The sequence below is a fragment of the Pseudomonas sp. 18-147 genome (genome assembly GCF_051048045.1).
In the GTDB taxonomy this organism is placed as follows: Bacteria; Pseudomonadota; Gammaproteobacteria; order Pseudomonadales; family Pseudomonadaceae; genus Pseudomonas; species Pseudomonas aeruginosa.
This window is the reverse complement of sequence record NZ_CP182296.1, coordinates 2,657,706-2,680,945: the sequence shown is the minus strand read 5'-3', so window position 1 is coordinate 2,680,945 and position 23,240 is coordinate 2,657,706. Positions and strand designations below refer to the sequence as shown.

The window sequence follows — 23,240 nt, the reverse complement described above, 5'->3', positions numbered from 1 at the left end:
ATGGAGGAAGAATCACAGTGACTAACACTACCAACCCGACCAACAGCTACACGGTGCCGTCGGTATCCATCGTTACAGCGCACACTGGAGCATCCAGCAAGGCCAATGAGCTGGGCATGCGTACCATGCAGGAACGCGCCTATGCCAAGCGTGGCGAACAGTACCTGCTGATCAAATCGCCACCGGCATCAGGCAAGTCTCGCGCCCTGATGTTTATCGCTCTGGATAAGCTGAATAACCAGGGCCTGCAGCAAGCCATCGTAGTAGTACCCGAGCGTTCCATTGGCGGCAGCTTCGCCGATGAGCCGCTGAGCCAACATGGCTTCTACTGGGACTGGCAAGTAGCCCCACAGTGGAACCTGTGCAATGCCCCAGGCATCGATGAGCCGCGTGTGGCCAAGTCCAAGGTAGACGCCGTGCGCGCCTTCCTGAAGAGCGGCGACAAGGTGCTGGTCTGCACACACTCCACCTTCCGCTTTGCCGTGGAAGAGTTGGGTATTGACGCCTTCGACAACCGCCTGATTGCCATCGACGAGTTCCACCACGTTTCCGCCAACCCGGACAACAAATTGGGTAGCCAACTAAGCGCGTTTATCAACCGCGACAAGGTGCATCTGATTGCCATGACCGGCTCCTACTTCCGTGGTGACAGCGAGGCCGTGCTTGCCCCGTCGGAAGAGAACAAGTTTGAGACTGTGACGTACACCTACTACGAGCAGCTCAACGGCTATCGCTGGCTCAAGTCACTGGATATTGGCTACTTCTTCTACACCGGGAGGTACGTGGATGCGGTCGCCAAGGTGCTGGACCCAGCGCTGAAAACTATCGTCCACATTCCAAACGTAAATGCCCGCGAGAGTCTCAAAGACAAGGAGCGCGAGGTCAACGAGATCATGAGCTCGCTGGGCGATTGGCAAGGTGTCGACCCAGCGACCGGCTTCCACCTGATCCAAGCCAAGGACGGCCGCACGCTGAAAGTGGCCGACCTGGTGGATGACAGCGACCCAGGCAAACGCTCCAAAGTGCTCGGTGCACTGAAGGACCCGGCTCAGAAGAACAATCGCGACAACGTGGATGTGATCATCGCGCTGGGCATGGCGAAGGAGGGCTTTGACTGGATCTGGTGCGAGCATGCTCTGACCATCGGCTACCGTTCGAGCCTGACCGAAATCGTGCAGATCATTGGCCGTGCCACCCGTGATGCCGAGGGTAAGGAGCGCTCGCGCTTCACCAACCTGATCGCTGAGCCAATGGCTGATCAAGCAGCTGTAGCCGAAGCGGTAAACGATATGCTCAAGGCCATTTCCGCCAGCCTGCTGATGGAACAGGTGCTCGCCCCGCGCTATGAGTTCACCCCGAAAGATACCGGGCCGAAAGAAGGCTTCAATTACGGGGCGGAGGGGTATCAACTGGGCGGCACCAACCTGGGTGTGAATGAAACCACGGGCCAGTTCCATGTCGAGATTAACGGCCTGACTACACCGCAAAGCACGGAAGCCACGCGCATCTGCAAAGAAGACTTGAACGAAGTAGTGACCAGCTTCCTGCAGGACAAAACCGTCCTGGAGTGCGGCCTGTTCGACAAGGAAAACACCCTGCCGGAAGAGCTGACCCAACTGCGCATGGGCAAGATCGTACGTGAACGTTACCCCGACTTGAGTGACGTCGACCAGGAGGCCATCCGCCAGCACGCCATTGCCGCTATGAACATTACCCAGCAGGCCAAGCTGGCTCTAGCGCAGGCTGATGCTAATGGTGGCGACAACGTGCAAGGCAGTACTGCGCTACTGGATGGCGTGCGCAAGTTCGTAAACGTGCGCGAGCTGGATATTGACCTGATCGATCGCATAAACCCCTTCGATGCGGCCTATGCGGTACTGGCGAAGGCGATGGATGAAAAATCCCTACGCCAGGTGCAGGCCAGCATTGCGGCCAAAAAGGTGAGCATCCCTGAAGATGAGGCGCGAGAGCTGGCCAAGCGTGCCCTGCAGTTCAAGAACGAGCGCGGCCGCCTGCCCGACATCAACTCTGCCGATGCCTGGGAAAAGCGCATGGCTGAAGGCGTAGCCGCGTTGGCACGCTACCGCGCCCAAGCCAAAGCGGCGCAGGGGGAATCCGCCAATGGCTGAAATGAACGATGACGACCTGCTGGATGCGTTGGGGGTAGAAGTCCCCACGCTCAAGACAGCCACTCGAACCCCTCGCGAGGAACGCATCATCGCTGGCTTCGAGGACATCCAGCGCTTCTATCAAACCCACGGCCGCCCCCCACTGCATGGCGAAGACCGTGACATCTTCGAGCGCTTGTACGCCGTGCGCCTGGATCAGCTACGCAAGTTGCCGGAGGCACAAACCCTACTGGCCGACCTGGATAATTACGGCCTACTGTCAGGTACTGCGGCCGCAGCAGTAAATGTGGATGAGCTGGATGAAGACGCATTGCTCGCCGAGCTAGGCATCGGTAGCGAGTCCGTCGACCAGGATGACATCACCGTGCTGCGGCATGTGCGCTCCAGTGCTGCAATTAAAGCCGCAGAAGAAATGGCCGCTCGGACTCCATGTAAGGACTTCGAGAAGTTCAAGCCACTGTTCGCGGAGGTTGAAGCGGGCCTCAAGCAAAACCTGTGGGCAACCAGGCCCTTTGGCAAGAACGCCAGTATTGAGGCCGGAGACTTCTTCATTCTGAGCGGCCTCATTGCCTATGTCGCCGAGATCGGCGACACCTACAAAACGCCTAATGCTGAGACCAATGGGCGTTTGCGCGTCATCTACTCCAATGAAACGGAAAGCGATCTGCTACTACGATCCCTGCAACGGGCGCTCTACAAGGACAGTGAGGGGCGTGCCGGATCTCGGCTCATCAAGGTAGATTCCGGGCCACTGTTCAGCGACATAGCAGAGCCGGACGACATCGAGACTGGCATTATCTATGTGCTGCGCAGCCAGTCCAACCACCCATTTGTAGCCGAGCACCGCGAGCTGATCCACAAGATCGGCGTGACTGGTGGCAAGGTTGAAACTCGCATCGCAGGTGCGGACAAAGATGCTACCTACCTGCTGGCTGATGTGGAGGTGGTCGCTACTTACAAGCTGCACAATCTGAACCGCACGAGGCTGGAAAAAATTTTCCATCGTCTGTTCGGCGCAGCGCAGCTGGACTTGACCATCGAAGATCGCTTTGGCCATCCAGTCAAACCTAGGGAGTGGTTTCTGGTGCCGCTGCATGTGATCGATGAGGCGGTTGAACGTATTCGAGATGGGTCGATTACCGATGTAACTTACGACCCGCAGACTGCTCGCCTCATCAGCTCATACGCTGGGTAATGCACGATGATCTGATCAGGGCGGAGAGCAATCGCTTCGCCCTGTCACTGTAGGCTATTTGAGAAAAACGAACGAAGGCAACAACGCTGCCCCGCCCCCGGCAAGTCAACGCGCAGCCCTTAACTCTGCTCGTCACAACCCCATTGAGTGAATCATCTCCCCCTCACTCACGACCTCCGGCGTCACTACCGCATCCTTGAGCATCAGCTTGCCTCTAAGCAAGCGATCAAGGTGAACGTCAAAAGAGTCGAATTGCGGATGGAGCACAGCGGGCAGGTGTATGTGCACGTCTTTCTTCTGGCCAATCCGATACACACGATCGGACGCCTGAGCCTCCTTGGCGGGGTTCCAATGTCGCTCCAAATGCACAACGTGATTAGCTCCGACCACAGTCAATCCAACCCCTGCAGCAACCGGAGACATGATCATGATGTTGAAGCCAGGTTTAGACTCAAAAACACCGATCAGTTTTTTGCGAGTCAGCTCATCTGATCTCTTCGCAACTGCCGCGGTCTCACCATTAATGATCGCTACGTCCAACCCGTAGATCTGGTCGAGCCACAGCTTCAAGATCCTCTGAAGCCGTTTGGTGACCATGAACAGAATGACCTTTTCCTCGCCCTGACGAATTCGATCGAGCAAGTCCAGCAGCACCACCAGCTTCCCTGACTGAGCCATATGGGTACGCGCCTCACTAGCGCTGCCAGCTATCAGCGCTGCCTCTTCACGAAGACGAGGATGCAGAGAGATCTCTCGAAGCTGAGAAAGAGCTGCAAGCGCAGCACCGCGCATGTCCTCAGTCGCACGCCTTGCCCGGAAGCCCTCGAGCACGGCGTCGTAAGCTTGAAGCTGCAGGCCCTTCATGGAAACCGCAAGATGAGCTGCATGAAGCTGAAGCCCCCCTTGAGGCTGCGCCACGCCGCTATGGATGGTCTTGCTTGGAAGCCCTTTTAACTGGTCTTCCTTGATACGACGGAGCATGAATCTGCCTACAGCCTCTCGCAGATCAGCCCCAACCCTTCGCCGAACCTCATCCTTTTCATCATCTGTCGCAGCCAGGATCGGCTTGATCCAATTGTCACGAAACTGGCTCCAGCCTCCTAGGATTCCTGGCTGGGCCGTGTCCATGAGGCACCAGAAGTCCCCCAAACTGTTCTCGACTGGAGTACCGGTAGCCAACAGTTTGAAGTCCGCTTTCAAGCCCTTCGCCGCTCGCGTTTGCGCCGCATTAGGATTCTTGATGTTCTGTGCCTCATCAAAAATCACCAGCCCCCAGTCAATCCTACACAGGGAGAACTGGTAGTCCCTTAGGGTTTGATAAGTAGTCAGAACCAGGCGGCGGTCCATATCCAAGCGATGGACACCCACCTCTGGACCGATGGTGAGCGCATAGCGAATGGATTCATCGTCCATTTCTCCATCGTCATTTATCAGCGAAGCCAATTGCGCGGACTCTCGCTCGGCCCCTTTGACTCTGAAGCGGCTCAAGTCCCTTCCGGACTGCAGCACTACGATGTCCCGGAATGGGATGCTTCTAAAGGTCTGCCCGACCTCATCTTCCCAGTTCTCCAGCAGGCTCAAGGGAGCCACCACAAGCACTGGTTTTTGTGCACGCCCAGAGGCCTTTTGCTGTGCTAGATACTCACCTACTGTAACCAGCGACATGTAGGTCTTACCCAACCCCATATCGTCAGCGAGCAGTCCGCCCTGCAACCGATACAGATCATCATGATCATCGCAAACTGCCGACTCCAGCAGCCCAAGCATCCACTCAACCCCCTCCCGTTGGTGCGGGAAGGGTTGGCGCGCGTACGCACTCCACTCAGGCTCGTGCGCGGGCTTAGCCTCGCTTGCTTTGCGCAACAACGTGCTGCTGATCTCGTCAGCATCACGTAGCAGCACACTCACTCGCTCTTTGGGCTCTACTGACAATGAGTCCCCGGGCACTTCGTCGAGTGCCGGGTCCCTCAGAGACGCCTCAATCCTCTTCAGCTGTTGCTCAACAAGGGCGGGATCGGAGATATCAATCGTCTCTCCCCCAAAGGTCATGCTGGTCGCGCCCTGCTCAATGGCCGCTTTGTAGAGCTCGTTGAAGTGCTGTAGGTCCTCTTCGGATTGCACTAACTTCGGAATGATCTCAGCGGGAGCGGGGCGTGAATCCAGTGCAAACCAATCATTCTTCTGATTGTCTAGGTCGCCAAACTCCATGTGTTGAAGCTTGCCAATGCCTGCGACCCGGACAGAAAAACCAAGGTCAAGATTGACCAACGCCGCATCCAGGAACGCGCTTGGTGTGGCAATGAACTCCGCGACTCTGTCAGCAGGAATGCGTTTACTGCCCAACACTTCCTTAATCGCAGCCATCTTCTGCGGCTCAAGCAGCACCACACGGTTGTCGATGCGCAATACTCCGCCATCTGCTCCCATATCCAGTTGGGACCAGCGCTTCTCTAACTGATCCGGTGTAGAGCCATCTCCCAAGCTGGGGCTGAGCATGAGGCTGCCATCTGCCAGACGCGTAGCAATGACGCCAATGTTCTCCGGCACCACCACATCCAGCCTTTCAAAATGGCTGAGGTCGACACGCATCCCGCTACGCGCAGCGGTCTGCAGCTCAGCCATCATCCGCAAATTGGAGGCTTCTCCTCGTTGCTGTGCTGGCAGGTTTTGGTGGTGTTCCCACGCCATTAGCCCCATCAACTCAGCAGGCGTCAGGCGATAGCATTCTGTGGACGTCAGGTAGAGCAGTGGCCCCTTCCGCGTGAAGGGCACTTCACCTGCCTTGGATTGAATTGTCAGATCGACACGAAAACCACTATGCCCAGTTCGACCGCTGATTCTGCTGACAAAGCTCATACTGAGCCGGCGGGGCAAACGAAGAATCTCAGCCTGCTCATCATCCATGCCGGCGACGTCTTCAGCAGCCACATGGAATCCATTAGCAAGTGGCTCAGCTAAGCCCTGCTCCTGCAGCATACGCAAAACGATCAGCTGGACCTTCTGCAAGGCATTCCCTTGGCCGGTGGCCAGCGCCGCGTACACCGTCTTGTCCAAGTAGAAATTCACGCCGTCCGAGTCCCCTGCGTAGGCAAATCCCTGCTGCGTGCTCAGCGTTGCTCGCCCCTCGCCAAGCAGGCTTTTAAAGATGTCAGCCAATCCCATGGTCGTCTCACGATTCTGTTGGCAGTTGCTCCAAGGCGTCAGATATGTCGGCCTTTACTGCCCAGCCAAAGTTTCTGCCTTGCTCACACATATTTTTAAGGGCTCCGTAGAGCACCCGATTAATCTCTCGCGCCTCAACATCAAGAACGTTGGCCGCAGATCTCACCCTGTCGCCTGGGTTTGATTTGAAGTACCAAAGCACCTGCAACTCAAACGCGCCAAGCCGCTTCAGCTGAGCTGCGCTATTAGAGCTGCCCGTACTAGGGCTCTTGGTTCGAGCAGGGGCAGGCACGTCTCCAAGTAGATTTCGCCCTGCTTCTGACAAGGACCATTGGAAGACGTCATTTTGTTGAACGTAAGCTGCAAGCCTACCCCTGAGACTCTCCTGTATTTCGTAAAGCAAAGCCTCATCCCCATCCATCGCCCGCCGGATTTCCCCCATGGAACGATCTGGATTCGAGGCTAAATAGGTCAAGATTGAACGCTGAGTCTTGTTGAGCTCGATCTGAGAGGGACCAGGTGCTCCTGCGGAGGATGCAACCCTCCTTGCAGCCTGAAGCTTGACCAGGTTCGACTCGGCCGAGCTCATGGCCCCAAGCTCCCGATCCTTGCTAATCCCACTTTCCGCAGTCGGCGGCACTAAGGGCTCAACTCTCGCCTTCTTTAGCCCAACAACCGGCATGCCGTACCTGCTTAGATACGCTTTGTAGTCCGATCGGCTAAGCAGCTTCTCGATATCCAGAGCAATGCCGTTTTCTGCCAGAAACTCGAACACCTTGTGTTGCCAGGAACCGTTGTGAACCACTGCCTCATAGGGAAGACCCGGATAGGCCGCCTTGTACTCCCTGGGCAACGAAATAGTCAGGTCATGATGCGAGAAATGATTGCGCTCGTATGACTTGATCCAATGGCCCGGCTGACCGAGATAGGCCCAGATTCTGAAGCTATGCGAGCCCTCGACTAAATGGAAATCACCGCAGTCCAGATAGATCACAGCCTTGTCATTCATCACTGAGTCCATGCTGGCAAAACTAGTTTTTACTTCACCCCCAAGGATGCGCTTAACGGAGTGCGTGGCGCTGTTACCGAGCATCAGCCGTGTGTATCGGATAAGGCCAAGCTTGAACAACCCCTCCAGAAAGAGCTTGCGTGCCGGGAACATACGCTGGAGGTCTTCTTTGCCTGACTCCACGCCATACTGCTCAACAGCCTGCAGGAATAAACGCAGGTCTTCCTTGGATAGCCACCCGCGCACCTTACCAATGCGCTCCTCGCCCAGAGGTTTCCACCACTCGCGGAAATTCGGAGCTGAGCTCGCAATACGTGGATCACCCGCCAGGCTGAGAATGAAGTTTTGCCAGGTGTCACCTGGATCATCCCCAGCACGATCGATCATGATCTCCAGTGCAGCATGACCAATGCGTCTATCCGCCTCATACGGTGCCTTACTCACTGATGGTTTGAGCAGCTCTTCGAGCACCTCATCCCACTCACCTGGTCGCAGCTGGCGCAGCCTTTCCAAGTAGAAGTGTGCGCGACAGATATCCCCATAACGTCCGACATCAAATCCGCTCAGGCCCATCTCTTCGAAAGTCTGTGCTAGCTCCTTGCCACGCTGTCGCACAGCCTGTGCGAGACGAAGTGGGCCGTCCAGTGCCAGCAGCCAATCTCCTTCCGTCTTGAGCGTTGTTAACGGATCAGCAACGAATGATTGGGGCCGAGCTTTCTCCGGCAAACGTTTGAGCTGATCCAGTAAATGCCACTCCAACCTTCCTCGTAAGCTGGTCTTGGCCTGCTTGTCTCTCTCGTCAAGGCGATCAAAAACGATGAAATACAGTTGGAGCAACTGAATCAACGTCAGTCGGCTCAAGCGGGGCTGCTGGTTCTCCAACAAGGCCTCTAGCATTCGTCCGTTGAACAGTCGAGTACCAGCAAAATCATCATGCAACCAAAGCCAAGTAAGCGCTCTAGCACCTAGACGTCGGCTGAGTAACTCAACTAGTCCGTCGAATCGCCCACTACTAGCCATGCTGCGCAACCGGGCAATAGCTCGCTCGAAAGCATCGCCGCTACCGGCCTTCGCCTTCATGCGGCTGGCCCTTTCCACCAAGCGCGACCAGCCCTCGATGACCGTAGGCGACCACTCACCAGGACGGTTATCGATCGGCGGCAGCTTCATTTAGTTGAGTTCCCGAGCAATGACTTAACCGCTTCATACTCAGAACTCTGCGGCCGGCGAATGGTGAAGCGAATGTCGATACGACGATTCAACCGATAGTCTTCCTCCCCGTCCTGCCGCTTACTTACAGGGCGAGTCTCGGCGTAGCCACTAACCGAGAACAAAGGCTCACCGTCCTGATTGCTCAGTCGGTTCAGACGCTCCGCTTCAGGCATCTCGGTGCTCCAGAACTGCCAGAGTGAGATTGCACGAAACGTCGATAATCCCCAGTTCCCCTTCCCCATAAAGCCCGGGAAGGGGCGGTTGTCTGTGTGCCCTTCGATGAAGATGGTATCGAGGTAGTTGACCCGATCTTCACGACTGATTACCTGGTTGATGACCTCCCCGATCTCCAGGGCCGTCGGCTGGTAGCGTGGTTGAATTTCAAAGGCGCCCGTGTCAAAGCCAAGCAATTCGTTGGGTATACGCAGGACCGTATGGTTCTCGCTAACCTCAACCTTAATTCCGCGCTGGCGGAGCTTCTCCACCGCCTCATCGAGAATCTGCTGCCGTACGGTTTCTGCTTTCTTCAGCTGCTCGACCTGCTGATCAAAATCAGCGCTTTTCTCCATCAACTGAAGGATCAGTACCACCGACGCCAAGATGAAGAGCACCAGCAGCGCCGACATAATGTCCACGAAAGACTTCCAGTACGGATCCTCGTCTTCCATTGGTACGTCATGGGATTTTCGCCAACGCATTAGCGCGCCTCCAGCTCGTCGACCACGTTACTGATCGCCTGCACTGCGGCATGCATCTGGCCAGCAAAGCTCAGGGTTTCCTTGTTCCACTGGTCCATGCGCTCATGCACCTGGTCGCGAACTTCGGTGGAGTAGCTACGCAGCCATTGCTCAGCTTGCTGCTCGACCCCCTGCACTTGACTGCGCAGCGCCTCTCCCAGAGCAGTGAACTCACCACGCACTCCGGCTAGGAACTCTTGCTGATGAGCTCTCATCTCGCCAAATCCGCTGCGCGCTTCTGCGGCGGCCTGCTCGAAGCGCTGAGCGCCGTCCAACAACGCACCTTGAAGTTGCGCCAAAGCGGTAGCTTGTTGCCGCAGTTGGCCTGCGAGCTCAGCATTCTGCTCACCAGCGGACTCAATACGCTGCGTCACGCTTTCTAACCGCTGACCAAGAAGCTCTGCTGCCTGACGAACATTGGTTGAGAGCAATCCGAGCTGGTTGGCACTGCTGTCCATGTGCCGGCTGCTAGTAGCTGCCGCGTCGCTGGCTTGCTGCAAACGCCCCATCAGTTGCTGATGCTGCTCAGCCATTTGGCGACTTTGCTGCTGGGTTGCTTGTACAGCTGTGGCGATACCTTCCAGCAGAGCATGCTGCTGCGCCGCCATGCTTTCCAGCTGCTCGTTGAAGCGTTGCTGGCGAGAATGTTCACGCTGCTCAGCCTGCTGGCCATGGCCCGACATCTGCTCATTGAAGTTACCGAGCAGCTTGCTAACTGACTCCTCCAAAGCACGTTGCTGTGCAGCCGTCGCTTCAGCAATTGCACCGATCTGCTGCTGGCTGGTCTGCCCAAGGCTGCCAATTAACTGCTGTTGCTGCGCCAATACCGCAGCCTGCTGCTGATCATGGCGCAAGGCTCGCTCTTGCTCTCTCGTCTCAGCAGCACCCATTTGCGAATCCAGCTGGGAGTTCAGTGTCATCATTAACCGGGAGAAGACTTTCTCCAGATTGCCATGCCGCTCGTTTCCAGCCTCTGCCATAGCCTGAAGCTGTTCACGGCTTGCGCTTGCAAACCTCTCCAACAACGCAGATTGGCTCGCCCCTGCCTCAACCAAGGTGCGCTCGAAAAGCACCTGGCGCTCTTCATCCCGTCGCTGCGCGGAGCTAAGCTGCGTATCCAACTGGCCAGTCAATCCGCTCATCAGCTCACTGAAGCGTGACTCCAATTGTTGTTGGCGCTGATCTGCTGACGAAGAAAGCCGATCCATCTGAGCCTGAAACTCGCTGCTTTGCTGTCTGGCCACCTCCTGCTGTCGCCCTTGCTGATCGCTCAGAGTCTGGAATAGCTGATTCAAACGATCGGTCATTCCGCCAACCGCAGCATTTACATCGGCAGCAGCTTGCTGCATCAGGCTGCCCTGCTCACGCCCAGCCGAAGTGAGACCATCAGTGAAATTGCTCACCAGCTTTTCCAATACTTGCGTAGATTGTTGGCTGGTAGTGCTGACGAGGGTCTGGATGGCCGGAGCCATAATGTTGTTCAGGGCATCCGTAAGGGCCGCCTGCATAGCCTCGTTCATGCCTACCAAGCTTTCCTGAAGGCGGTCACCTATACGCTCGTGGAGCTCTTGCAGTGCCTCCTTGCTTTCCCGACTGTAATCAGCGATGTGAACCAACGATTGCTCCGCGGGAATGAGCGGATACAGCGCGTCAATACGGTGCTGCAGGTCCAAAATCTGCCCTAGCGCTCTCCGCTCGACCAGCTTCTCGATCAAATTGAGCACTAAGCTGAAGAACACCCCCCAGACGGATGCCATGAACGCAACGGCAGCCCCCTGAATCATCACGTCGATACCGGCACGCAGTTGCTCAACACCTGCATGGCTATCCAATTTCAGCTTAGAAAGGCCGATGGTCAGCCCCACAAAGGTAGCTAGCACACCCAGCCCCACCAACAACCCTGGGAGGGCGCCAAGCAAGCGGCTTGCCGTCAATCCCACGGCCAACGTGCGCGCGTTGAAGAAATGATCAGCATCTAAGGTGTTGAACAATTTCTTTTGATCGCTGGATGCGACCAAGCTGTCGTCAAATTCGTACCAAAGCGACGCGATACGCTTGTCTTTTAGGGCATCGGCCTTCTGCAGCATCTCGCGCCGATTGATGGCAAGGTTCTCGCGTGTCTGGCCCGCTAGCAGCTTGTTCAAGCTGCCCATTCGCCCCTTAAAGTGAAGCCAGCTGCGTAGCAAAGCGAGCAGCGACCCAGCAAAGATTGTGGCCATGACAATCCAGAAAAACGCACCCAACGCTTCGGTGCTTCCTTGCTTCAGCAGCGAGAAGTTGGGCCAGAGGTGATGCAGCAGTTCAGTCATGGCAATCCGTCCGTGGGGTCGGCGTACAAAAAGTTAGAGGTGATGGCAGATTCTGCGGCGCTGAAACGAGTTGGCTTCAATCCGGCCCGTAAGCTTGTCGCCGCTGGTCACTACCCTCAGCCTTGGCAGCCTTGCGTAGTTTTTTACGGATGGACTGGCAGTCCATGAGAACGACATACTCAATCTCTGAACAAGTGTTCACGGTGCCAAGCCAGATAATCGCGGTGACGTGGCTCAACCTGACGCAAGCGAAGTTTTGACGTGAGGTGCAGCGCCGTAGCGCTAGCGGGATCCAGATCGCCGCTGAGCAGAATTTGACCCTCGTCGTCGAAACTGATTAAACCTTGATCGAAGGCCTGATCAAGATTTGGAGTCAACAAAAGGCCATTGAACGGATCCAATCGCTCGCTAGAACTAGCGACGCGCCAGGGCTTGATATGCGACGCGCGCAGTAACTCAGGCACACAACAATCAGTAACCGCGCAACCTCCCCAATAAGCCAAAAGCGCCTCACGGTAGCCATTCTGACCAATACGCGCCTTGATCAAGGCCTCTCGCTCCGTGTCGGTCAGGGCCATGTCCTCCAAGTCACCTTGCGAGAACAAGCGTGTCGGCGTGATTTGTACGTCATCCACTGCCTGCGGCTGGCCGATCAGCTGACGGATGAGCGCCTTGAGCGCACCTGAATGCTGGAAGCCCAGGTCAATGCCATAGCTGATCTCTGTAACCCCGGTATGACGCCGCTTGGGAAAGCCGCGGAGATTGCTGTTGTGGTAGTAAAGCGCTTGGCCTTGCTCGACACCCTGGATGTTCGACCAGCTAGAGAGCAGCTCTTCGTATTGCGGGTGTAGCACGAGTGGCGTCTCACTGGCGCTCTGCTTGACGAACACAGGGGCAGTCAGAGCTGGATGCGCCAGACGCACTACCTTGAGACCAGACTGTTCGGGCCGACTAAAGCCCGCGCTCTCCAGCGTTGAAATGACATCTTGAGCACTGAGCGAGCCTTGATGAGGTCCAGAAGCCGACCCCTGCTCTTTGCTAGGTTGACGGGTAATCGCGTCACCGAAATCCTGCTCAGATATCCACCCCAACTGCAAAAGCGCTTGGCACAGCTCAGGATGCATACGCGCACGCCTTTTCCCGGACTCCGGATTGTCATCGAAGCTCGCGATGGCATAGACCAACCACTTAGGCCTCGGCACACCAAGAGCCGCAACTAGCATTCCACCAAGTCGACCATACTGACTATTGGCAGATTGAAACTTGTCCTGCCCCATCAATGCGGCCAACTGCGTCATGGTTAAGGTCTGCGCTGGTGCTATAGCGTGGCCTGTCAGCATGCGACGCTGGCCGTCAGAAATACGGGGCTCGATTTCTTTGAGCGCTCGAGCGTACTCATCAGCGCTGGCGGAGGGCTCCCCACGCCGAGACGGGGACGGCAAGTGAGAAACTGATGCCGCTTCTCTCTCCAGAAACGCACGCAGCTCCGCCTTATCCTTGAACGCCATGACGCCCTCTCAACTTCAATCCATTATTGTCACGAGGCATAAAGCTCTGACCACATATTTCAAACCGCCTTGTGGTGGTTTAACCCTTCACCACGGCGACCTTCAGCACTTTCGATCTGCTGAACGACATAGCTGAGGCTGAGCAAAATATGAATCCCCTCACAATATCCACCTGCTTTTCGTGGGTAAAGACCGGCAGAGGCCTAGACGGAATTTTTCCTTTGATTCGCTGGTCAGCGGCTGGGCTCACGCAACTCGAGATGCACCATGCCGCCAGTCAGTACGCCTATGGTGGTGACTCCCCGGCTTATTGGCACAGAACACCGGCTGACGATGCCCGGCGGTGATTACCTGATCGTCCTTCACCACGACATAGCTGTTGCGCGTTTTCTCAGCCAATTGTCGTTCTGATGCCGTCAGGCTGAATAGCATCTGCCGGAAATGCGCCCTATCGAAGAAGTACACGCGAGCACCTCGATTCCACACGTGGCGTCCGTACGCGATCAACCAATCAATCTGCTGTAAGCGTATTCCGCGCTGACTGCAACGTTGCGTGGCATGTGCGGTAAGCTCCATTGCCCAGCTCCTCTGCCGATGTCGACCCTTGCCCCGTCAGGTTGGTCATCCTTGACCGGCGGGCTTTCCCTACCCACATCCAGCGGGTACAGCAGCAGGATATGTCGCCCTACTAGACACACCAATATTGGGTGTTCATACAGGTCAACTATCTAAGCGGGTTTGGGTGGCTCGGAGCGGCACTGGCGCGGGCTACTGGTACCTGACCAGCAAATCCGTCAATTTTCCGCGCGCATTCATTTGAGGCTGGCCAACCATGGCCCGACGATGAGCTTTCGCTCTTCAAGGCCGCACGCAGCCACACCATCCTTGACTAGTGCTGTCCGGTCTCCAGTGTGTGGATTACGGACATAGGTGCTAATGCTCGGGAGCGTGGCTGGATTGGCACTCCAGCGCAGATTGAACGCAGCAAGCTTGGGGAACCAAAATTGGCTCGCGTACGGCAGATTGTCATGAATCCACCAGGCTAGCGGCGTCCAATCCCCCGTCTGCTCATACCAGGGCAACAATGCAGGCACTACGATGCACGCCGTAGCCCCCAGGTGCCCCTGCTCATCCGGGTAATCCCAGATGTGTGAGGCATAGTTCTTTTCATTAGTTGCACAGCTGTACTGGTTGCCATTCTCTGCCCCCTTGGCGTTCACCGAGGGCGATCGATAAGCCGAGCGAATGGCGATCCGGCCGAACCTATCCTGCAACGGCTCTAACAGCTGTTCGCAAAGCTGTCGTCCAGCCTCAACGGCGCGATCCGGGAAATCCGGAATGTTTGCAATACCCTCAATCTGGCTGATTTCCGAATAGAGGAAGTCGCGCATGAAGAAGTGAGTGGAGAGTCTTACTCGACCGAGATCTTCCAGCGTCTTAACTGTGGTTGGCTTTTTCATTCGACTACATCCTTGTTGAGTTGTGGAGGATCAATAAATGCAATCACTCCTGATGCGAACTGACGATTGCCCTAAGACGCTGCAACGCCATGTCTGGATGCAGCAGCCCCGCCTGCATCAGAGTCTGCATTCTTTGCGCGGACGCTGAAGTAACTGTCCCAGTCTTTAGTGCCGTGGCAAGCAGTGTCTCCAACTCATCTTCAGCCGCAGGCTGAGAGTGCTCGACCAACCGCGCGGCTATGCGACCAGACAACTCGCCCCTTAGCTGATCCTGCTTACTGCCTGACCGTATGAGTTTTGCAATGCCGTAGCCAGCGGCTCCCGCCACTGCAGCAGATCCAACTACCCAGCCAATCGGAGTGGTCGTAACGAACACACCTCCTAGCAGGCTCGCTAGGCTTGTAGAGCCGAGCAATGTGGTAGCGCCTGCCATGCCCGCAGCACTTCCGGCCAATGCTGCTCCCGCGCCAGCGCCGCCGAGAAGTGCGGCCCCCTCCCCCATTACGCCAACTCGGTCTCGACCTTTAAGCTTATCGAGGGCCGCTCGAACCTTAGGATCCTCAGAGGCAATGGCCGCTAGCTCTTCGGATACGGCCATTGCACCTTGATCCGGAGTGGAGTCTTCGGCTTGCACCCGCTCCCTTGCAGCTTTCCGTAGTCGATGAACCTTCGCGATGTAGTCATCCATGACGAGCCTTAAACCTCGGAGTAATGGTCTCTGACTGCCAGAAAGACCGATTGGATGAACTCAAAGAATTTCCGAGCGAGCTGGATCGCCGCAACCAAAGGATCTGAAGAGGGACTTCCCGAATCAATGGTGGCCCCGACAGCTGCTCCCATCAGCACTGCAGCGCTTGTTGTAATTGGCGCGAGCAGAGGACCAATGAAAGGAATCGCTGAGGTTATACCCCCGATAGCAGCCCCTATAGCCACGCCGATGGCAATTCCAGGATGGGCCTTGATGAATGCCAGAATCTGCCTCACAACGATCCTGCCGACAGTGATTACCTCTCCAGCAATTTTCCTTGTGGTAGACCAGATCGCCTCAAGACGAGTCATGATCTCTGCCGGAATACCGAGGCTCAATCCCTCGATGACCAGATCATCAAATTGATCTCTGGCGCACTCGGCGTTGAGCAACGTCAACTCGAATGCTCCCTGCGCCGTAGTCAGCTGCTGCATAACTCCCTCCCAATATCCTAATAGTGTCAATTTGCCCTCAAGCCACGATTGATTCAAGGCTCGCGGGCTCTCTACCCAAGTGACTGCTAGTCGCGTCAACGTTCATCAATGCCCCTCTCGCCTCCGACACGTTAGCAACCGTGGCCATAGGGCAACTGCAACAGTTGGATCTTGCGCTGCAGCTGCTCAACATGAAATTTCTCCGCTCGCAGGGCGGCCTGTAGCTCCATCAGGTTGCTCACCAAATCAGCTCTATCTGCGCGCTCAATCTCCAGTTGTCGCTGGAGGCTGGCTTTCTGCTCCGCCAATTGGTCACAGCGCACCCAGAAAGACATAACCAAGCCGGTGCCCAGCAAGCCCAGGAAAAGCCACGTGGCCACAACAGCCCAGAGCAAGGTAAGAAAATCCATATCGAGGGCCAGTCTCCCGCAGCGGCCTAGAACACCTTCACGATATGTAGCCTTCCAAGTTGTATCTAGAATGTTTACATGTACAGGTAAACATTTCGAGCACATGGAGAGCCAATGAAACGTAAGCAGTCGATCGAGTCAGTCCGCTGGGATTTGGCCCTTCGCTATAAGCTAATAGAGACCGTGGTCTGGTGGGAGGGACGGCTAACCACAGGTCACCTGATGCAGAGCTTTGGGATCAGCCGACAGCAGGCGTCAAAGGACATCAATACCTACATCAATGAGCATGCGTCCAAAAATCTGACATACGACAAGCATCTGAAAGGGTACGTACCGAGTAAGCAGTTCAGGCCCTTGTTCATTGACGACAGTGCCAGCGCCTACCTACACCTGCTGAATCAAAACCACGAGCGTGCCCCGCACGTCGAGGGGTTAGCGCTCGCTTATGCCCACACAGAAGTCCTGAGCGTTCCCGATCGTACAGTTCGCCCCGAAGTGCTACGCCCGTTGCTCAGAGCCTGCCGGGAAGGTTTACGTTTAGAGTGCGAGTACGTGTCCTTTACCACCCCGAGTGGTGAAACCAGGCTGATAGCACCTCATACACTCATCTACACCGGCATACGCTGGCACGTCCGGGCCTACTGCGAGAAGAACCGCGATTATCGTGACTTTGTGTTGAGCCGCTTCCGTGGTATCCCAGAGCTAATGGATGACCAGTCTGAAGACACCCGAGAAGACGACCTTGGATGGAACACGCTTGTTCCGGTCATCATCGAACCCGATTCGCGACTTAAGCCTGAGCAGCGAAGCATCATCGAGGCCGACTACGGCATGCAGGATGGTCAATTGGTGATTGAAACCCGCGGTGCCTTAGTCCAATACGTGCTGCAGCGCTATCAGATCGACCCGACCAAGTTGCACGCCAAGGCGACGGCTCAACAGATTGTCGCGGCGAACCTTGATGAACTGCAGCCTTGGCTGTACCACTGAAATCTACCTCACGACCCAGCCCCGATACGGTCACCGCAACCGACGGAGGGGAGTACCTTCGCTCCCCTCCCCCAGCCAACAAACATCCTAGGTCGATTACTGCATTCAGCGGCCAGCGGCCTCCATGAGCGACACATTCTGTCGCCCATAGCAGCCAAGCTGCCGCCAATCGATGGCCACGGATGCAACCATGTTTTCACCGCCACAACCACTCACCCTGACCTGCCGTCACTGCTCATGGAAGAAGACCTTCCTCCCAAGAGGTGACGTGCCGGTACGCCCTCTCGAGTGGTTCACTGGCTGCCCTAATTGCCAGAATCCCTCGCTAGATGTACGCATTGCGAACAAGAAGGAAATTCTTAAAGAACGCCTAGAGCAGTTCCTGAAGTCCACCGGACATGATTGATCTTGAAGGGCGTGCTTGACGCAAGACCGATGGCGCAGCGCCACCACCCTCGGTAGCATCAAGCTCAAGACGACGTCATACATAGGCCGTCTCTGCGCATTGAGTCAAAGATACGCCACTCCCCTGATGCACCTGAGAAGCCGTGGGAGCTTTTTCATGGACCTACAACACGCGAACCAAACTGCTGCCCGTTACTACGAGCATCTTGGAAACTTCTACGACCTACAGGCCCATCTCGCGCCTTTTTTCGCCGGTACAGTCGTAGGCGAAATCATGAATGAGGTCTCGGATTGCGTCGAAGAGGCGGAGCTCGCCAACACTCAGTGTGGTTTCCTCCCAGAGGGTCAGGCTTTCGACGAACAAGAGTGGCTCGCCTCGCAGATCCGTCGCGATGGGAAGCGCCGGCGCTTTCGCAGCTTGCAGGACATTCCTGAGCACCTCCAAGAGCACTTTGGCGATGATGATCAGGACTTCCGCCAATATGCAGATCAGCTACGAGATGAGTGCTACGAAGGCTATAACCTGCTGATTGAGCAGCAATCAATTCTTGAGGAGCATCTCGAGTCACAGCACCTTCAAAAAACCTATGACTACGTAGATGTAGAAGGACTTCCCCTCCACGCCAAAGACGCCATCTGCCAGGTTTTCGAGCACATGCTCGTCTTATGGGGGAAGTACGAGACACAAGCTCGTAGCCTCACGAAAATGGCACACCTGGTCGACGATAACGATCCTGACCCTGACCTTACCAAGGCAGCCCTTTTCGGCTGACGCCCATGCACGCAATGCCGCCGTCAGAGAATGTCGAGCCATGCCAACCCTCCGCTAACCATCCGCCCCTTTCTTAACATATGCCTGATGTTTCAGGCCCCCTGACAAGGAAGCCAGACAATGCCGAGACACCACTACTCCAACAGAGCCATCCTGATCCTCGAAAACCCTTGGGAACTGGATGGCGGAGACTGCAACCGCTCAAGCGTGCTGCCCTTTGTTGAAGGCATTGCCAAGCTGGCCGGCGATACCGAGGTATTTCACGCCAACTTCTATGACAAGCGAAGCTTCGACCGGGCACTCGAAATCCTTTGCAGCCCTCGCTTTAACAATGCAGTGATCTACATCGCAGCGCACGGCAGCAAAAGTAAGGTAGGGGGCGTCAAGTTGGAGGACATCCTGTTCGAAATCGGAGATCACTCCAAGAGCACGAACATCACCGGCATCATGCTTGGGGCCTGCTTCGCCGGGACAGACACCGACAGAATTGAGGTCTTTATGCAGGGCACAAACGTCAAGTGGTGCGCCGGCTACGCGTCAAGCTGTGAGTGGCTGCCGGCCACGATGATCGACTGCTCGATCATGGCGTCGATGCTTGAGCTCGACGAGGACGAGCTTTCAGACCGCGAGACAATGATCGAGCAGCTCGCCCATGCCCTTGCCCCCTTCTCGCGCACCTACGTGATTGGCGAGGACGCCGATGACAATCTCATGACGCTGGAAGAATCCATTCGCGTGGTCATGCAACCTAGCGGACGTGGAAATCGCGCACGGCATGTAACTGAAGAGGTACTGGAAGAGCGCGACAAACTCCAGGAATTCGCCTGATCGCCCAGCAGGCTACGCCCCTCTTTCAACCGTAATAACTCCGCCGGAGATGGCTCCTCGATGGTCCTAAACCTGAAAGACGATGCTCAACTGAAGCACGCATGCGACACAACCTTGCAGCAATCCCTAGGGCAAAAGGGGAATCAAGACTGGGTGGCAGGCTTGCTGAAACTGCTGCAGGAAGTCCGTGATGTCGACGAGCCAACCTTCTTCAGCGAGCGGTTCCAGCGCAACTTGTGGGATAGCGAGCAGGTTACATCCACCGGAATGGGGCAAGTCGATATTTCGAAGGTTGCCCAGGATCACGGTGTGATCGAGCAGCTGTGGCGGCTGAAGAAACGGTTTCCAGATCTTGAAAGAGCTCAACAGGAGCTGCTGATCACTGAGACCTGGAACTCGCTGTTCACCGCTATAACACCGCTGGTCAAGCGCTTCCCCAAGCTGAAGATGTACCGTGTATTCGCAGTGCTATGCCCAGGATTCTTCACCACCATCGGGCACTCCCGAAAACTTCGCGAGCTCGCTAGCGCAATGGGAGCAGCCCAGCGAGGTGAGTCGCGCCAGATCCTTCATCGCAAGGTGCTGGACCGGCTGGATGAAGTGCTAGGTCCCGCAGCAGACATCTTTACTACCGCCGGCGTGGAGCGGATGACTCTCCCATGGCTGTTGTATGTGACGTACGTCCAACGCCCTGAGCAAGAGTCTACGGAGCTAGCCGACCCAGAAACCGGCGAAGAGCTGCTCAATCCCCTACCTGCAGAACGCCGGCGCCGAGGCCTACTTTCGATCGGCGGCGGGTTGGCGACCGTACTAGCGATGATCGAATTCGCTCGTGAAGGATGCACCCGCGAGGACTTCATTCAACACCTTCAGTCGCTGAACCCTGCATCCAAGAGATCCTCGCTGAACACCCAGCTGAATGCGCTAATCGCCGAGTGGGGGGTGCTACGAGCACAAGGCAGTGACCTACAACTAACGCCGCGGGGCGAAGCCTTTCTGGAGTCAGGTGATCCAGATGAAGTCGTCGACTGGATGATTACGCGAGTCCTCGGCTTCGACAATCTGCTACATGCGCTCGGACATTCCCCTCTATCCACTCAGCAGGCCAATGAGCTTCTGCGCAAAGTGAATCCGGGATGGACCACCAACTTCGCACCAAGCGCACTGGTGGGCTGGCTTCGCTCGTTACTACTGGTTGAGCTCGACGACTCAAAGACACTGCACTTGTCGGAAAGAGGTGAGCAATGGGTTGCTCGCATCCATTGGACACCTGGTGTGCTTAAAGCAGGGCCATCTGCGGCAGAGTCTAGCGCCAGCGACCAGTCCAATGAGGCTGCCTCAGGTAATGCCAGGCGTCCGCCATTGATGGAAATCATTGAAGGCTTTGCTCCAGAAATCCAGTTCCCACCTGAGCTTATCGCCCAGCTGGATGCTGGGCTTTGGAGCCATTCCCGTCGCCACTTAGCCGTGCTGACGGGCCTTAGCGGGGCGGGTAAAACGCAGTTGGCACGAGGATACGCGCTAAGTCTCTGGCAACACGCCCAGAATCCTCACGAAGGATTGCTGATCGTGCCAGTACAGCCTGGCTGGCATGACCCATCGTGCCTTCTCGGGTATGTAAACCCGTTGGAAGCCGATACCTACGTGCGCACTGCCTGCCTGGACTTCCTGCTACGTGCCAGCGCTGACCCAACCACGCCTTACACGCTGATTCTGGACGAAATGAATCTATCGCATCCGGAGCAGTATCTGGCTCCGTTGCTCTCAGCGATGGAGACCGGCGATCACATAGAACTCCACGCATTAGGCGACGGCATCAGTGACGTGCCTACCTCCATCGCCTACCCCGCCAATTTGCTAATCATTGGCACCGTGAACATGGATGAGACCACTCATGGGTTGAGTGACAAGGTGCTCGATCGAGCTTCGGTTATCGAATTCTGGGATATCGACGTGGGGGCTTTCCCGGGCTGGGTGACATCTTCGCTACCGGCCGAGCAGGTTACCTTCGTTCGAAACCTGCTTACTGAGCTCGTCCAGGCACTACGGCCTATGCGCCTGCACTTTGGCTGGCGGACCCTGCACGATGTGATCGGCTACCTCCAAGAAGCTGCGAGCGGCAAAGTCATCCCCTTCAACCAAGCGCTAGACCAGGCTGTTTACGCGAAGGTGCTTCCGAAGCTTCGTGGTGAAGATAGTCCACGTTTACAGAAGGTATTCAGCCAGGTCCTAGAGGCGCTGACGAAAGCTGAACTGACAGCTTCCGCTAACAAGGTGAAGGAAATGCTCGAAGACCTGCGTCACTTAGGTTCCGCCCGTTTCTGGCGTTAATCATGACGAGTCTTCTCTGCTACGACGAACAAGGCTCAGAGGTCACGATACTCCCCGACGTACTCACGTCGGGGTTTGGTGAGCTGGACGTCTACCGATTCAGAGCACTGCCAGAACATCGGCTTTACATTGACGACGCACTGCTGCCTGAACAGCTACACGAAGGTGAAGCCGTTTGGCTTTGGGAGCCAGGATACTTCGCAGGTGAGGTTTCGGCGGAGCTTACGGACCTGCACGGCTCTATCATCGCCAGTTACCGCCTTGATGTCGCGCCCAGCGGCGACAAGCTCGGCCGAGACATTTTCGCGACGATGCTGGATGAGATCTTTGCCTTCGACGCCAAATTACTGTTCGGCACTGAGAGTGCCCAGTTCTCCGTTGGCACGGATGGGGATGACTCAAGCCCCCACCTGCAATACGCGCGCCTTCGCCGTTACGGAGAATCGCTAGTGGCCGCTCTTCGACAGGTGACAGAAAGACCACTGACTAGGCTTCGTCGCGAACGTGTTGCAGTAGGCGCCCACCAAGTTAGGCGCCTTGAACCATCGACAGTCAGAGCGGCCCTTAAAAGCCGCACAATGGTGCCGAGATCAGAGGGTGTAACCTTGCCCTCATCGCAAGCTACCTTCGAGGTCGCTGCGGTTTTTGAGCATCAAGACAACCCAGCTAATCAGGTGCTCGGGGCGATACTTCATAAGGTGATGTTGCGTTGCCGAGAGACGGTACAAGCATTCGAACGTATTGCCGAAACAGAACGCACCTCTGATACCCGCTCACAGCTAGCCCCACGCCTGAACAGGCGTATCGCCTACCTTGATAGCTTGTACCGAGCTCTGCGACGCCAACAGAGAATGGAGCCCTTCTGCCACCTGAGTGCTCGGCACATCACTGCGGCAGGACTGAATGCAATCTCCGCGCACCCCATCTATGCACGGGCTTACCGTTTCGGCTGGCGCTGCCTACGGCCCGGGCTGCTGGGTACGACAAGCGATGAGAGCTTGTGGATCAGCCCTACCTGGGAGATCTACGAGCGCTGGTGCTACATCAAAATCGTCGAGCAGCTGCGATTACGCCATCCGACGCTAAAGTGGAAAGGCCACTACCCGACACAGAGCGACGACTGCATTTGCTGGAGAGGAAAAGGTCCGGGGCTCACGTTGAAAATCTGGCTTCAGGTCCGATGCCCAGCCATCGACAAAAAGCCTTACCAAGGTTTCTCTAGTCTCTCGAAACGACGCTTTCCGGACATCGTGATTGCTCTGGAGTTGGGGGACCAACGCAGGTTCGTGATACTTGATGCTAAGTACAGGACCAGCCGCGAAGGGGTTCTCGACGGCATGGCTTCAGCACATATTTACCATGACAGTTTGCGCTGGTTCGGTCATCGCCCGACCTGCGCTCTTTTACTAGTCCCCCGCGGGGGGGCAGTCGTGCAGCTGCAAAGCAAAGACTTCTGGCGAAAGCATGGAGTCGGCCTGGCAGAGCTCGGAAGCGACGATGATGCCAAGGCAATCGTTGATCAACTGGAAGAATTGCTCGCCTCAAGCCATTGAGTGGGAGGCTCATGCCATCACCACTCCTCTGTAAATGCAGTGCCATCG

16 protein-coding genes are annotated in these 23,240 nt (G+C 56.2%); 7 read left to right on the top strand and 9 right to left on the bottom strand.

Annotated features, from left to right (window positions below; translation table 11 throughout):
* The first annotated feature begins 17 nt into the window (after positions 1–17).
* Both ACM0M4_RS12920 and ACM0M4_RS12915 read left to right on the top strand, forming a co-directional pair.
* Entirely contained in the window at positions 18–2,129 is a 2,112-nt protein-coding gene (locus tag ACM0M4_RS12920) for a DEAD/DEAH box helicase (RefSeq protein WP_225030676.1), read from the top strand.
* Positions 2,122–3,324, top strand: coding sequence for a GIY-YIG nuclease family protein (locus ACM0M4_RS12915; RefSeq protein ID WP_225030677.1), 1,203 nt, complete (start codon positions 2,122–2,124; stop codon positions 3,322–3,324). The genes ACM0M4_RS12920 and ACM0M4_RS12915 overlap by 8 nt, the downstream gene beginning before the upstream one ends.
* 132 nt (positions 3,325–3,456) lie before the next feature.
* On the opposite strand, the gene ACM0M4_RS12910 is transcribed toward ACM0M4_RS12915, so the two are convergent.
* The 9 genes from ACM0M4_RS12910 to ACM0M4_RS12870 all read right to left on the bottom strand — a co-directional run bounded on the left by ACM0M4_RS12910 (position 3,457) and on the right by ACM0M4_RS12870 (position 16,313).
* Entirely contained in the window at positions 3,457–6,486 is a 3,030-nt protein-coding gene (locus ACM0M4_RS12910) for a DEAD/DEAH box helicase (RefSeq protein WP_225030678.1), read from the bottom strand.
* A 7-nt stretch (positions 6,487–6,493) separates the two neighbouring features.
* Positions 6,494–8,665 (bottom strand): EH signature domain-containing protein, encoded by a 2,172-nt coding sequence (locus ACM0M4_RS12905; RefSeq protein WP_225030679.1) that lies wholly within the window; start codon positions 8,663–8,665, stop codon positions 6,494–6,496.
* Positions 8,662–9,405, bottom strand: coding sequence for an OmpA/MotB family protein (locus ACM0M4_RS12900; protein WP_034020197.1), 744 nt, complete (start codon positions 9,403–9,405; stop codon positions 8,662–8,664). The genes ACM0M4_RS12905 and ACM0M4_RS12900 overlap by 4 nt, the downstream gene beginning before the upstream one ends.
* On the bottom strand, positions 9,405–11,753 hold the full coding sequence (zorA, locus tag ACM0M4_RS12895; RefSeq protein WP_225030680.1) for an anti-phage ZorAB system protein ZorA: 2,349 nt from the start codon (positions 11,751–11,753) through the stop codon (positions 9,405–9,407). Before zorA ends, ACM0M4_RS12900 begins: the two co-directional genes overlap by 1 nt.
* A gap of 179 nt (positions 11,754–11,932) precedes the next feature.
* Positions 11,933–13,261 (bottom strand): HNH endonuclease, encoded by a 1,329-nt coding sequence (locus ACM0M4_RS12890; RefSeq protein WP_225030681.1) that lies wholly within the window; start codon positions 13,259–13,261, stop codon positions 11,933–11,935.
* A 246-nt stretch (positions 13,262–13,507) separates the two neighbouring features.
* Positions 13,508–13,837 (bottom strand): hypothetical protein, encoded by a 330-nt coding sequence (locus ACM0M4_RS12885; RefSeq protein ID WP_124171358.1) that lies wholly within the window; start codon positions 13,835–13,837, stop codon positions 13,508–13,510.
* Positions 13,838–14,073: 236 nt separating this feature from the next.
* Positions 14,074–14,721 carry a peptidase M15 gene (locus ACM0M4_RS12880; protein WP_225030682.1) on the bottom strand — a complete coding sequence of 216 codons (648 nt, stop codon included), beginning with the start codon at positions 14,719–14,721 and terminating at the stop codon, positions 14,074–14,076.
* 696 nt (positions 14,722–15,417) lie between these two features.
* Positions 15,418–15,903, bottom strand: coding sequence for a hypothetical protein (locus tag ACM0M4_RS12875; protein ID WP_058199728.1), 486 nt, complete (start codon positions 15,901–15,903; stop codon positions 15,418–15,420).
* Positions 15,904–16,034: 131 nt separating this feature from the next.
* The gene (locus tag ACM0M4_RS12870; RefSeq protein WP_225030683.1) at positions 16,035–16,313 is read right to left on the bottom strand and encodes a hypothetical protein; all 279 of its coding nucleotides are present in this window, start codon (positions 16,311–16,313) and stop codon (positions 16,035–16,037) included.
* Positions 16,314–16,427: 114 nt separating this feature from the next.
* Here ACM0M4_RS12870 and ACM0M4_RS12865 point away from each other — a divergent pair, with 114 nt between their 5' ends.
* From ACM0M4_RS12865 to ACM0M4_RS12845, 5 genes are all read left to right on the top strand, one after another.
* Positions 16,428–17,303, top strand: coding sequence for a helix-turn-helix transcriptional regulator (locus tag ACM0M4_RS12865; protein WP_225030684.1), 876 nt, complete (start codon positions 16,428–16,430; stop codon positions 17,301–17,303).
* A 562-nt stretch (positions 17,304–17,865) separates the two neighbouring features.
* Entirely contained in the window at positions 17,866–18,480 is a 615-nt protein-coding gene (locus ACM0M4_RS12860; protein ID WP_225030685.1) for a hypothetical protein, read from the top strand.
* 120 nt (positions 18,481–18,600) lie between these two features.
* Complete coding sequence (locus ACM0M4_RS12855; protein WP_225030686.1) at positions 18,601–19,308, top strand: hypothetical protein; 708 nt, start codon at positions 18,601–18,603, stop codon at positions 19,306–19,308.
* 162 nt (positions 19,309–19,470) lie between these two features.
* The gene (locus tag ACM0M4_RS12850) at positions 19,471–21,639 is read left to right on the top strand and encodes an McrB family protein (RefSeq protein ID WP_225030687.1); all 2,169 of its coding nucleotides are present in this window, start codon (positions 19,471–19,473) and stop codon (positions 21,637–21,639) included.
* Between the two features lie 2 nt (positions 21,640–21,641).
* Positions 21,642–23,192 (top strand): DUF2357 domain-containing protein, encoded by a 1,551-nt coding sequence (locus ACM0M4_RS12845; protein ID WP_225030688.1) that lies wholly within the window; start codon positions 21,642–21,644, stop codon positions 23,190–23,192.
* Positions 23,193–23,240: the final 48 nt, after the last annotated feature.

What these genes read in the sequence shown, in the direction of transcription:
- ACM0M4_RS12915 (WP_225030677.1), top strand. Translation starts at nt 2,122, where the DNA reads ATGGCTGAAATGAACGATGACGACCTGCTGGATGCGTTGGGGGTAGAA.
- ACM0M4_RS12910 (WP_225030678.1), bottom strand. Translation starts at nt 6,486, where the DNA reads ATGGGATTGGCTGACATCTTTAAAAGCCTGCTTGGCGAGGGGCGAGCA.
- ACM0M4_RS12905 (WP_225030679.1), bottom strand. Translation starts at nt 8,665, where the DNA reads ATGAAGCTGCCGCCGATCGATAACCGTCCTGGTGAGTGGTCGCCTACG.
- ACM0M4_RS12900 (WP_034020197.1), bottom strand. Translation starts at nt 9,405, where the DNA reads ATGCGTTGGCGAAAATCCCATGACGTACCAATGGAAGACGAGGATCCG.
- zorA (WP_225030680.1), bottom strand. Translation starts at nt 11,753, where the DNA reads ATGACTGAACTGCTGCATCACCTCTGGCCCAACTTCTCGCTGCTGAAG.
- ACM0M4_RS12890 (WP_225030681.1), bottom strand. Translation starts at nt 13,261, where the DNA reads ATGGCGTTCAAGGATAAGGCGGAGCTGCGTGCGTTTCTGGAGAGAGAA.
- ACM0M4_RS12885 (WP_124171358.1), bottom strand. Translation starts at nt 13,837, where the DNA reads ATGGAGCTTACCGCACATGCCACGCAACGTTGCAGTCAGCGCGGAATA.
- ACM0M4_RS12880 (WP_225030682.1), bottom strand. Translation starts at nt 14,721, where the DNA reads ATGAAAAAGCCAACCACAGTTAAGACGCTGGAAGATCTCGGTCGAGTA.
- ACM0M4_RS12875 (WP_058199728.1), bottom strand. Translation starts at nt 15,903, where the DNA reads ATGCAGCAGCTGACTACGGCGCAGGGAGCATTCGAGTTGACGTTGCTC.
- ACM0M4_RS12870 (WP_225030683.1), bottom strand. Translation starts at nt 16,313, where the DNA reads ATGGATTTTCTTACCTTGCTCTGGGCTGTTGTGGCCACGTGGCTTTTC.
- ACM0M4_RS12865 (WP_225030684.1), top strand. Translation starts at nt 16,428, where the DNA reads ATGAAACGTAAGCAGTCGATCGAGTCAGTCCGCTGGGATTTGGCCCTT.
- ACM0M4_RS12860 (WP_225030685.1), top strand. Translation starts at nt 17,866, where the DNA reads ATGGACCTACAACACGCGAACCAAACTGCTGCCCGTTACTACGAGCAT.
- ACM0M4_RS12855 (WP_225030686.1), top strand. Translation starts at nt 18,601, where the DNA reads ATGCCGAGACACCACTACTCCAACAGAGCCATCCTGATCCTCGAAAAC.
- ACM0M4_RS12845 (WP_225030688.1), top strand. Translation starts at nt 21,642, where the DNA reads ATGACGAGTCTTCTCTGCTACGACGAACAAGGCTCAGAGGTCACGATA.